This is a genomic window from Allobosea sp. P1_B10, assembly GCF_056406735.1.
Genome location: NZ_JBFTZP010000013.1, coordinates 61,155 through 73,039, shown reverse-complemented (window position 1 = coordinate 73,039; position 11,885 = coordinate 61,155). Strand labels below are relative to the sequence as shown.

The window sequence follows — 11,885 nt, the reverse complement described above, 5'->3', positions numbered from 1 at the left end:
CTCATGACATCGATCGACCGCACGCAGCACGACAAGCTCGCCAACGCCATTCGCGGCCTCGCCATGGACGGCGTCGAGCAGGCGAAGTCCGGCCACCCCGGCCTGCCCATGGGCGCGGCCGATGTCGCGACCGTGCTGTTCACCCGCATCATGAAGTATGACGCCGCCGATCCGCGCTGGCCCGACCGGGACCGCTTCGTGCTCTCGGCCGGCCACGGCTCGATGCTGCTCTACGCGCTGCTCTATCTCACCGGCACGCCCGGCCTGGAGCTCGACGACCTCAAGAAGTTCCGCCAGCTGGAATCGAAGACCCCGGGCCATCCCGAGAACTTCATGACCGCAGGAGTCGAGACCACGACCGGTCCCCTCGGCCAGGGCCTGGCCACCTCGGTCGGCATGGCGATGGCCGAGCGCATGCTCGCCGCCGAGTTCGGCAAGAAGGTCGTCGACCACCATACCTATGTGCTCGCCTCCGACGGCGACCTGATGGAGGGCATCAGCCAGGAGGCCATCGCGCTGGCCGGCCACCAGAAGCTCAACAAGCTGATCGTGATGTGGGACGACAACGGCATCTCGATCGACGGCCCGCTCTCGATCTCCGACAATGTCGACCAGGTCGCGCGCTTCAAGGCCTGCGGCTGGCGCTCGGAGCGCGTCGACGGCCATGATCCCGAGGCGATCGAGGCAGCGATCCGTCGCGCCCAGAAGTCGACCAAGCCCACCATGATCGCCTGCAAGACCGTGATCGGCTTCGGCGCGCCCAAGAAGGCCGGCACCTCCAAGGCCCATGGCGAGCCGCTCGGCGCCGAGGAACTCGCCGCCGCCAAGAAGGCGCTCGGCATCACCGGCGGCCCCTTCGAGGTCGCTGCCGATGTGCTCAAGGCCTGGCGCGGCTTTGGCGCTGCCGGCGCCAACGCCCATGCCAACTGGCGCAGCATTTTCGGCGTCCTGCCCGAGCGCAAGCGCAATGATTTCGAGCGCCGCCTGGCCCACAAGGTCCCCGCCAAGCTCGAGAAGGTCATCGTCGCGCACAAGAAGGCGCTGATTGCGAATCCCGTCACCGTCGCGACCCGCAAGGCCTCCGAGCTCGCGCTCGAGGTGATCGTGCCCGTGATGCCGGAAATGGTCATCGGCTCGGCCGACCTGACCCCGTCCAACAACACCCGCACCAGCCACGCGGTCGACTTCACCCTGAAGACGCCCAAGGGCCGCTATGTCCGCTACGGCATCCGCGAGCACGGCATGGCCGCCGCGATGAACGGCATCACCCTGCATGGCGGCTTCCGCACGGCGGGCGGCACCTTCCTCGTCTTCGCCGACTATGCCCGCCCGTCGATGCGCCTCGCCGCCCTGATGGGGCTGCCGGTGGTCTATGTCATGACCCATGACTCGATCGGCCTGGGCGAGGACGGCCCGACCCACCAGCCCGTCGAGCAGATCGCCTCGCTGCGCGCCATGCCCAACATGCGCGTCTTCCGCCCGGCCGACGCCATCGAGACGGCGGAAGCCTGGCAGTATGCGCTCGAGCACACCACCGGCCCGACCGTGCTCGCCCTCTCGCGGCAGAACCTGCCGCAACTGCGCACCGATGCCAACGCCACCAACCGCTCGGCTAAGGGCGGCTACGAGTTGCTCGCGGCAGAGGGCGGCAAGGCGCAGGTCTCGCTGTTCGCCTCCGGCTCGGAGCTGGAAATCGCAGTCGCTGCCCGCAAGCTGCTGGCCGAGAAGGGCGTGCGCGCCCGTGTCGTCTCCGTGCCCTCGCTCGAGCTGCTGCTGGAGCAGGACGAGGCCACCCAGGCCGCGATCATCGGCTCCGCGCCCATCAAGATCGCGATCGAGGCCGGGGTGCGCTTCGGCTGGGATGCCGTGATCGGCCATGACGGCGGTTTCGTCGGCATGAACTCCTTCGGCGCCAGCGGCCCCTACAAGGACGTCTACAAGCATTTCGGCATTACGCCTGACGCATTGGTCGAAGCCGCGATGAAGCGGCATAACGTCTGAAACTCAGGGTCGAGCTCTTGCAATCGGCCTGCTTCTGGCCGATTTGCCCCTGATCCATGACGACAAGAGCCGGAAACCGGCGAAGGAGAGGATTGAGATGACGGTCAAGGTGGCGATCAACGGCTTCGGCCGTATCGGACGCAACGTTTTGCGTGCAATCATCGAGTCGAAGCGTCGGGATATCGAAGTCGTCGCAATCAACGATCTCGGCCCCGTCGAGACCAATGCCCATCTCTTCCGCTTCGACTCTGTCCACGGCCGCTTCCCCGGCACCGTGACCGTCTCCGGCGATACCATCGACGTCGGTCGCGGCCCGATCAAAGTCACCGCGATCCGCGATCCCAAGGACCTGCCGCACAAGGCGCTGGGCGTCGACATCGCGTTCGAATGCACCGGCATCTTCACGACCCGCGACAAGGCCGCCGCACACCTTGCGGCCGGCGCCAAGCGCGTGCTCGTCTCGGCTCCCTGCGAGGGTGCAGACCTGACCGTAGTCTTCGGCGTCAACCACCACGAGCTGACGAGCGAGCATCTCGTGGTCTCGAACGCCTCCTGCACCACCAACTGCCTGGCTCCGGTGGTCCGCGTGCTTCATGACGCCGTCGGCATCGACAAGGGCTTCATGACCACGATCCACGCCTATACCGGCGACCAGCCGACGCTCGACACCATGCACAAGGATCTCTATCGGGGCCGCGCCGCCGCGCTCTCGATGATCCCGACCTCGACGGGCGCCGCCAAGGCGATCGGCCTGGTGATCCCCGAGCTCAAGGGCCGGCTCGACGGCTCCTCAGTGCGCGTGCCGACCCCGAACGTCTCGGTCGTCGACTTCAAGTTCATCGCCAAGCGCAAGACCACGGTCGAGAAGATCAATGACGCGATCATCAAGGCCAGCAAGCGCGGCCCGCTGAAGGGCATCCTGGCCGTCACCGACCAGCCCAACGTCTCGATCGACTTCAACCACGACCCGGCCTCGTCGACCTTCGCGCTCGACCAGACCAAGGTCATGGACGACAAGTTCGTCTCGATCCTGTCCTGGTACGACAATGAGTGGGGCTTCTCGAACCGCATGAGCGACACCGCCGTCGCGATGGCGAAACTCATCTGAGCCGTCTTATCAAGGCCACGTTCCTGTCTCAGGTCGTGGCCTTGTTTTTCTCAACCGCAGGAACGGACAGAGCATGGCCAAGATCGAGCCCACAGTCGCAGGTTCGCCCATCCCGGACGAAGGCATCGTGATTGCGCCGCAGCCCAATCCATCTCCCCTGTCGGTCGTTCCCAGCCCCAGCGTGAGCGTTCCCGTCGCCACGACGCCGGCGACCCCCATGACCGAGCCGCGCCAGCTCGACCAGCTCTCCCGCATCGAGGAGAAGGCCGCACGCATCGAGGAGAAGTTCGCCCGCTACGAGGCCGTCCTGACCCGCGCCGAAGCCTCGCTCGAGCGCAGCGCCCACAAGGTCGATGCCGCCGCCGGGACGATGGATTTTGCCTCTATCCGCGGCGAGATAGCCGCCATGCGTGACCGCGTCGACGCCACGCCGCGCGCAGCGACGCTCTTCACCACGGCGATCGTGACCGCCGTTCTCACCGTTATCCTCACCGTCCTGGTGCTGAAATTCGGCGTTCCAGGCGTCATGCCCAAGCTGCTGCCGTGACCGATCCCGTGACCGCCTTCAAGACCCTCGACGACGCCGATCTCTCCGGCAAGCGCGTGCTTGTCCGTGTCGACCTGAACGTTCCCATGGAGGACGGAAAGGTCACAGACAGCACCCGCATCGACCGTGTGCTGCCGACCATCAGGGAAATCTCCGCCAAGGGCGGCAAGGTGGTCCTGCTGGCGCATTTCGGCCGGCCCAAGGGCCACGACGCCAAGGACAGCCTGAAGCCGGTCGCGGTGGCGCTCTCCCATGCGCTCGAAAAGCCGGTGATCTTCGTCGATGACTGCATCGGCGAGGACGTCGCCAAGGCTGTGGCCGCCGCCAAGAACGGCGAGGTCCTGCTGCTCGAAAACACCCGCTTCCATGCCGGCGACGAGAAGAACGACCCGGACTTCGTCAAGGCGCTCGCCGCCAATGGCGACCTCTTCGTCAACGACGCCTTCTCGGCCGCGCACCGGGCCCATGCCTCGACAGAGGGTCTCGCCCATGTGCTGCCGGCCTATGCCGGGCGCTCCATGCAGGCAGAGCTCGAGGCGCTGAGCGCCGGTCTCGACAATCCCGCCCGCCCCGTGATGGCGATCGTCGGTGGTGCAAAAGTCTCCACCAAGCTCGAACTCCTCGGCAATCTCGTGCGGAAGGTCGACGTGCTCGCCATCGGCGGCGGCATGGCCAACACCTTCCTCGCGGCGCGCGGCGTCAATGTCGGCAAGTCGCTCTGCGAGCACGACCTCGTCGCCACCGCACGCGAGATCGAGGAGAAGGCCAAGGCCGCCGGTTGCGAAATCATGCTGCCGGTCGACGCGCTGGTCGCCCGCGAGTTCAAGGCCCATCCCGGCCATCGCGTCGTGCCAGTCGGCAAGGTCGACGCCGATGAGATGATCCTGGACGCAGGCCCGCTCAGCGTCGCCGAGGTCGTGCTCAAGCTCGCCCACGTCAAGACGCTGGTCTGGAACGGACCCTTCGGCGCGTTCGAACTACCGCCCTTCGATACCGCCACCGTCACCGTCGCAAAGGCGGCTGCCAAGCGTGTGCAGGCCGGCGAACTGGTGGCCGTTGCAGGCGGTGGCGACACCGTCGCCGCGATGAACCATGCCGGCGTGGCCGAGCAGCTGACCTATGTCTCGACCGCGGGCGGCGCCTTCCTCGAATGGATGGAAGGCAAGGCCCTGCCGGGCGTCGAGGCGCTCAGGAAGGCGTGAAGGAAGACCGCCGCCGCTCTCGTGGCTTGCGGCGGCACCCCCACTATTGGGGACGCTTTCTCGTGCCCAGGCCTTTCGCCGAAGCGGTGTCTCTTCAGTGCGACGCCGTCATTGGCCATTGATAGCCGAAGCGGCGGCAGGCACGGTCCGCAAGCGATCTGCCCGGCCCCTTGCCGCTGAACGCGCGTCGACAGCTGCCGCGCTGGCGGCAGGGAACCTGCTGTTCGGGCGTCACGAGCAGACGAGTTTGGTCGCGACCGACGCTCAGGGACGGACATCCGCTGAGCGCCGGCTCTGGAAAGCCGCTTCAGCCGGCTCACCGGCGCGGAATCCGAGACGATTTCTTATCTGACGGACTCGACGACAACACAGCCGTCGCCACCATCCGCGACGCAATACGCGTTTGCTCTTTTCCTGGCTTCGGCAACCGAGATATTGCCCCCCGGCCCCTTCCAGCCACACCCCTTGCTCCTGCCTTTCGCAAATGCTTTCGGAGAATCTGACGCAAAGTATTTGTCGTAGAGTTTCTCACAGGCTCGCGTCAGCCCTGCTGGTTCAGCCAGAACAGTCGGAACAGGCAGAATAAAAACGCTGATAGCTGCAGCGCAACAAAATTTAATCACGACATTCACGATAATTCCCCCCGGAAAATAACCCAGAGAGAATGCCCAGCCAAGCGAATGGGAGCAACATGAAAATCGTGATCATCGACGAAGGATCTAAGTCGGATTCGAGCTGCAACGCTTCGAGCCCTCAGGCCGTGGCTAGCGAGCGTCATGAACGTGCGGTAATGGAGCGTGACAGGTTTCTACCGGAGAGAAAAAGAACATGGCCCGCATCACGCTCCGCCAATTGCTCGACCACGCCGCCGAAAACGACTACGGCGTGCCCGCCTTCAACATCAACAACATGGAGCAGGCCCTGGCCATCATGGCCGCGGCGGACGCGACCGACGCCCCCGTCATCATCCAGGCCTCGCGCGGCGCCCGCTCCTACGCCAACGACATCATGCTCAAGCACATGATGGACGCGGTCACCGAGATCTATCCCCACATCCCCGTCTGCGTGCATCTCGACCACGGCAACGAGCCCGCGACCTGCATGACCGCGATCCAGGCCGGCTTTACCTCGGTTATGATGGACGGCTCGCTTCATGCCGACGGCAAGACACCGGGCGACTGGGACTACAATGTCGGCGTCACCCGCAAGGTCACGGAGATGGCCCATCTCGGCGGCATCTCGGTCGAGGGTGAGCTCGGCGTTCTCGGCTCGCTGGAATCCGGCGAGGGCGAGAAGGAGGACGGCCACGGCTTCGAGGGCAAGCTCTCCCATGACCAGCTCCTGACCAACCCGGAAGAGGCGGTGAAGTTTGTTGCCGAGACCAAGGTCGATGCGCTCGCCATCGCCATGGGCACCTCTCACGGCGCCTACAAGTTCACCCGCAAGCCCGACGGCGCGATCCTGGCGATGCATGTCATCGAGGAGATCCACGCCAAACTGCCGAACATGCATCTCGTCATGCACGGCTCGTCGAGCGTGCCGCAGGACCTGCAGGACATCATCAACCAGTATGGCGGCAAGATGCCCCAGACCTGGGGCGTGCCGGTCGAGGAGATCCAGCGAGGCATCAAGCACGGCGTCCGCAAGATCAACATCGACACCGACAACCGCATGGCCATGACCGGCCAGATCCGGAAGATCCTGTCGGAAAACCCCGGCGAGTTCGACCCGCGCAAATATCTGAAGCCCGCCATGGAGGCGATGACCGCGCTCTGCAGGAAGCGGCTCGAAGAGTTCAACACCGCCGGCCAGGCCAGCAAGATCAAGCGCGTCGCGACCACCGCCGAAATGGCCAAGCGCTACGCCAAGGGCGATCTCGACCCGACCTTCAGCGGCAAGGCAGCCTGATTCTCGAACCGTCATCGCGAGCGCAGTGAAGCAATCCAGCGTCGTAAAGCACGATCGCTGCTGGATTGCTTCCTCACTGCGCTCCTCGCAATGACGTGTAGGTAACGACAGCAAAACGCCCGGCATCGCTGCCGGGCGTTTCGCGTTTCGAACCCATGTGGCCCCGACGGCCCGGCTCACACCCCGATCTTGCCGCCACCTGTCCTGGTGATCGCCACCACGGACGGCCGCACCGGCATGTCGGGCTTGAAATCGGGCCAGCGCGTCGAGAGGTCCTCGTAATAGGACCGGCGGCCGAAGGCCGGCCAGTCCGGCCCGTCATCGCCGGGGTGCTGCACGGCGACGAAGGCGGTCGTGTCGTCTGGCGTGAAGCAGGGCCCGCAGAGTTCCGCGCCATGCGGCACCCGGTAGAACAGTTTCGAGGTACGCCGCGCCTCGCCTTCCGTATCGACCGCCCAGAGCCCGTCGGTGCGCCCGGTCTCGGGCAGGCTGTTGCCGTCGGTTGCGACCCAGAGCCGCCCGGCGGAATCGACGACGGCGTTGTCGGGCATGCCGAACCAGCCGTTCTTGGATGTCTCGGTCGAGAACGTGGCGCCGACCGCAGCGACCGCCGGATCGCCGCATTTCAGCAGGATTTCCCATCGGCCCGTGGTGGCGCTGAAGTCGCCGCCATCCTCGGTGATCTCGACGATATGGCCGAAGGCGTTCTTGGCGCGCGGATTGGCGGCGTCGACCTGGTCGTCCTTGCGGCTCGTATTGTTGGTCAGCATCACATAGACGCGGCCCGTCACCGCGTTGGGCGTGATGTCCTCCGGGCGGTCCATCTTGGTCGCGCCCAGCAGGTCCGCAGCCCGGCGCGTCTCGATCAGCACGTCAGCCTGGCTCTGGAAGCCGTTGGCGGCCGTCAGCGGCCCCTCGCCGAAGACGAGCGGCAGCCACGCCACAATGCCATCGGCCGAGAACCGCGCGACATGAAGCGTGCCGCTGTCGAACAGATCGAGATTGGCGGCGCGGTTGCCGGCGTCGAAGCGGCCCGCCGTCACGAATTTATAGACATAGTCGAAGCGCTCATCGTCGCCGAGATAGGCGACCACCCGGCCATCCCGGGAGACGATGCTGTCGGCGCCTTCATGCTTGAAGCGCCCCATCGCCGTGCGCTTCTTCGGCACCGAATTGGGATCGAACGGATCGACCTCGACCACCCAGCCGAAGCGGTTGGCCTCGTTGGGCTCCGTGGCGAGATCGAACCGGCTGTCGAAGCGGCCCCAGCCATAGGGAGCCGAGGGTACGGCGAGCCGCTTGTAGTTAGCCTCCTCGCGATGGCCGTCGGGCAGCTTGCCGGAGAAGTAGCCGTGGAAATTCTCCTCGCCGGAGACAAAGGTGCCCCAGGGCGTCAGCGCGCCCGAGCAGTTGTTCAGCGTCCCCAACACCTTGCGTCCCGTAGCGTCCGCGCTTGTCCTGACGCGATCATGCCCTGCGACGGGGCCGGTAAGCTGCATCTCGGTCGAAGCCGTGATGCGCCGGTTGTAGCGGGACTCGCGCACCAGCGCCCATTTGCCGTCGGTCCTGCGTATCTCGGCGACGGTCGCACCATGCGCCATGGCCTCGATCGCGAAGCGCTCGGGCGTGGCGTTCTTCATCACCGGCTTGCCGTCCTTGATCTCCACGACGCCGGGGAACATCAGATGCGGGTTGGTGTATTCGTGATTGACGAAGAGCAGCCCATGGCCGGACGGGTCGGCCGTGCCGGGCATCGGCACATAGCCGACGAAGTCGTTGTTGTAGCCGAACTGTTTCGCCTGTGCCTCGGGCGTCTGGCGCGCGGGATCGAACTCGGGCGCGTCGGGGGTCAGCGGGTCTCCCCAGCGCAGAACCACATCGGCATCGTAGCCCTCGGCGACGTGGTGATCGGCATCGACCCCGACCTCGACCTCCTTGAAGGCGAAAGCCGATCCCTTGTCCGATCCCTTGGCAGGCGCCTGCGCCCTTGCATCGTCGGCAGTCGCGAGCGCGACCGAGCCGACACTCGCCGAGATCGCCGATACCGCCAGCGCGCCCCTGAGCAGCCCCCGGCGCGAGAAGCGCTGCGAGATCAGTTCGCCCATTGTCGGGTTGTCCGTCGGGTTCTGCGGCGCAGCATCCTCATGTTCGAGCAGGCTCGCACCGAAAGTCGATTCATAGGCCGTGTCTTCGCTCATGGTCTTGGCTCCCGCGCCCGCATCAACTTCCGATTGGACGAAGTCGAAAGCTAGGGGCCGGCGTTGACAGTCCCGTGACAGGCAGGCGCGCCATGACGGGCATGCCCTTCCGAGCGCTCCCGATTTCTGATTGAACTGTGGTCCTGCCCCGCCACAAGAGCCACCATGTCGATTGTCTTTTCTGCGCTGGTCGCCGTCTTCGTCGGCTTTGCGGCCTCCGTCGCCGTCGTTCTCGCCGCCGCCCAGGCCGTGGGCGCGACGCCGGCCCAGACGGTCTCGTGGATCGCGGGCCTCGCCCTCGCCAAGGGCACGGCCAGCCTCTGGCTGTCATGGCGCCATCGCCTGCCTATCATCTGCGCCTGGTCGACGCCGGGCGCAGCCCTGATCGCCGCGACGAGCGGCATCGACTTCGCCGCCGCCATCGGCGCCTTCCTGGTCGCCGCGGCGCTGATGATGCTGACGGCCGCCTTCCGGCCGCTGGGCGCGCTGATCGAGAAGATCCCGATGCCTATCGCAGCCGCGATGCTCGCGGGGGTGATCTTCCGCTTCGTCGTCGCAGTCTTCGACGAGATGAAGCTGAACCCGGCGCTTGTCCTGCCGCTGCTGCTGGTCTTCCTCGTCGCCCGACTGCTGAACCCGTTCCTCGGCGTCATAGCCGCGCTGGCCGCAGGCATTGCGATCAGCTTCGCCGGCGGCCTTGCGAGTTGGCCTGCCGGAGGTTTGACGCTGACCGGCCTCGAATTCGTCATGCCGCGCTTCGATATTGCCGCCATGGTCGGCATCGGCATCCCGCTCTATCTCGTCACGATGGCAGCGCAGAACCTGCCTGGCTTCGCCGTGCTGCGCGCCTCGGGCTATGACAACCCACCGACATCGGCCGCGTTGTTCGTCACCGGCCTGACCTCCTTCCTGACGGCGCCATTCGGCGCCCACATGGTCAACATGGCCGCGATATCAGCCTCGATCTGCACCGGGGCCGACACCCATCCCGATCCGCGGCAGCGCTGGAAGGCCGGCGTGCTGTACGGTCTCCTGTGGATCGCCGTCGCGGGCTGCGCCGGGCTGCTGCTCGCGCTCGTCGTCGCCATGCCCAAGGCGCTGATCGTCGCGGTTGCCGGCCTTGGCCTCGTCGGCTCGCTGACCGGCGCGCTCGCGCAGGCGATGTCCTCGGATACGCACCGTTTCGCGGCCGTCATCGCCTTCAGTGTCGCGGCCTCCAGCCTGACACTGTTCGGCGTGGGCTCGGCCTTCTGGAGTCTCGTCGCCGGGCTGGCAGTCTTGACATTGGACCTCGCTGCGGGCCGTTTGCGCGCAAGATGACAAACGCACCCACACCCACTCGCCTGATGCTCGTCACCCCGCCGGTCGCGGACGCCGAGGCCATGGCCTTCCGCCTCATGCAGGCCTTTGCCGGCGGCGATGTCGCCGCCGTGCTGCTGCGCCTGACCGAGGGCGACGAGCGCAGCAAGATCGAGCGCGTCAAGCGCCTCGCGGGCCCCGTCCAGGCCAACAATGTCGCGCTGGTGCTCGAAGGCACGGCGCTCGTTGCGAGCCGTGGCGGCGCCGACGGCGTCCACCTGACAGATGGCCCGGAGGCCATCGCCGAGGCGCGCTCCAGCCTGAAGGACGAGCGCATCGTGGGCGCCGGCGCCCTGCGCGCCCGCCACGACGCCATGGATGCAGGCGAAGCCGGCGTCGACTATGTGATGTTCGGGGACCCGCGTCCCGATGGCTCGCTGCCGCCGCTGCCCGCCGTGATCGAGCGCGCCTCGTGGTGGGCCGACATCTTCGAGACACCTTGCGTCGCCTATGCGCCGGACGCCGAATCGATACCCGCCCTCGTCGAGACAGGCGCCGAATTCCTGGCACTCGGCGCCTGGGCCTTCGACGAAGGCAGCGACATCCGCGCGCTGGTCGAGCAGGCCAATGCCGCCATCGCCGCGCGCGCGGCGCGGAAATCGGCGCGATGAAATCGGCCCGCCGCGGTCTCCTGCTCGCCAGCCTGCTGTCTGCGGCAGCCGGCGCGGCGCAGGCTGCCGCGCCCGACCTCGCCTATGGCGCCTACCAGGCCGGCCACTACCGCCGCGCGCTCGAAGAGGCCCTGAAGCGCGTCGAGGCCGACACCACCGACTCCGCCGGCATGACCCTGATCGGCGAGATCTATCGCCAGGGCATCGGCGTGCCACCCAGCGCCGCCATCGCGACCGAATGGTTCGAGCGCGCGGCCGAGCGGGGCGACGTCAACGCCACCTATGCGCTCGCCAACGCTCTGCTGGACGAGCGCAACCCCAAGCGCGATCCGGCGCGTGGTGGCGCGCTGATGCAGAAGGCCGCTGCCGCCGGCCATGCCGCGGCCAACTACAATCTCGCCCTCGCCCTGCTCGCCACCGGGCGCGACGAGGACAGCGCCCGCGCCGTACCCAGCCTGCAGATCGCGGCGGCGGCCAATATCGGTGACGCCCTGCACGCGCTCGGCATCCTCGCCAAGCAGGGCCGCGGCATGCCCGAGAGCGAAACCGTTGCCGCGCAATGGATGGCCAAGGCGAGCGCCACCGGGCATGTCGCCGGCGAGGTCGAGTATGCGATCATGCTGTTCAATGGCAGCGGGGTCGCCAAGGACGAGGTCGCAGCCGCGAAGCTTTTCCTGCGCGCGGCCAACAAGGGCAACCCGATCGCGCAGAACCGGCTGGCCCGGCTCTACCAGAGCGGCCGTGGCATCCCCCCCGACTCGATCGAGGCCGCGGCCTGGCATCTCGCCGCCCGCGCCCAGGGGCTCGACGACCCCATGCTCGACCAGCTTTTCGACCGCCTGAATCCCGAGCAGCAGAACCGCGCGGCACAGCTTGCCGCAACCCGGATCGAAGGCGCGGCCTTGACGACGCCCGGCCAGACGAGCAAGTGACAGGTTCAATTCCATAATC

Annotated in this window: 9 protein-coding genes; 8 read left to right on the top strand and 1 reads right to left on the bottom strand. The window is 66.6% G+C overall.

Going from position 1 to position 11,885, the window contains the following annotated elements; all coding sequences use genetic code 11:
• The first annotated feature begins 3 nt into the window (after window positions 1-3).
• The 5 genes from tkt (at window position 4) to fba (ending at window position 6,766) form a co-directional block, all read left to right on the top strand.
• Window positions 4-2,001, top strand: coding sequence for a transketolase (tkt, locus tag AC1D2L_RS21540; RefSeq protein WP_476847942.1), 1,998 nt, complete (start codon window positions 4-6; stop codon window positions 1,999-2,001).
• Window positions 2,002-2,098: 97 nt separating this feature from the next.
• Window positions 2,099-3,109, top strand: coding sequence for a type I glyceraldehyde-3-phosphate dehydrogenase (gap, locus tag AC1D2L_RS21535; RefSeq protein ID WP_476847941.1), 1,011 nt, complete (start codon window positions 2,099-2,101; stop codon window positions 3,107-3,109).
• Window positions 3,110-3,182: 73 nt separating this feature from the next.
• A complete protein-coding gene (locus AC1D2L_RS21530; RefSeq protein ID WP_476847940.1) occupies window positions 3,183-3,656 on the top strand; it encodes a hypothetical protein in 474 nt (157 codons plus the stop codon).
• An 8-nt stretch (window positions 3,657-3,664) separates the two neighbouring features.
• Window positions 3,665-4,858, top strand: coding sequence for a phosphoglycerate kinase (locus AC1D2L_RS21525; protein ID WP_476847979.1), 1,194 nt, complete (start codon window positions 3,665-3,667; stop codon window positions 4,856-4,858).
• 828 nt (window positions 4,859-5,686) lie between these two features.
• Window positions 5,687-6,766, top strand: coding sequence for a class II fructose-bisphosphate aldolase (gene fba, locus AC1D2L_RS21520; protein WP_476847939.1), 1,080 nt, complete (start codon window positions 5,687-5,689; stop codon window positions 6,764-6,766).
• A gap of 176 nt (window positions 6,767-6,942) precedes the next feature.
• Here fba and AC1D2L_RS21515 read toward each other — a convergent pair whose 3' ends face one another.
• Window positions 6,943-8,964 carry a PhoX family protein gene (locus AC1D2L_RS21515; protein WP_476847938.1) on the bottom strand — a complete coding sequence of 674 codons (2,022 nt, stop codon included), beginning with the start codon at window positions 8,962-8,964 and terminating at the stop codon, window positions 6,943-6,945.
• 165 nt (window positions 8,965-9,129) lie between these two features.
• Between AC1D2L_RS21515 and AC1D2L_RS21510 the strand changes: the two genes are divergently transcribed.
• From AC1D2L_RS21510 to AC1D2L_RS21500, 3 genes are read left to right on the top strand one after another with little or no spacing between them, the layout of a single operon-like run.
• Window positions 9,130-10,284, top strand: coding sequence for a benzoate/H(+) symporter BenE family transporter (locus AC1D2L_RS21510; RefSeq protein WP_476847937.1), 1,155 nt, complete (start codon window positions 9,130-9,132; stop codon window positions 10,282-10,284).
• Window positions 10,281-10,934 (top strand): thiamine phosphate synthase, encoded by a 654-nt coding sequence (locus AC1D2L_RS21505; RefSeq protein WP_476847936.1) that lies wholly within the window; start codon window positions 10,281-10,283, stop codon window positions 10,932-10,934. Before AC1D2L_RS21510 ends, AC1D2L_RS21505 begins: the two co-directional genes overlap by 4 nt.
• A complete protein-coding gene (locus tag AC1D2L_RS21500) occupies window positions 10,931-11,866 on the top strand; it encodes a tetratricopeptide repeat protein (protein ID WP_476847935.1) in 936 nt (311 codons plus the stop codon). Before AC1D2L_RS21505 ends, AC1D2L_RS21500 begins: the two co-directional genes overlap by 4 nt.
• The last annotated feature ends 19 nt before the right edge of the window (window positions 11,867-11,885 follow it).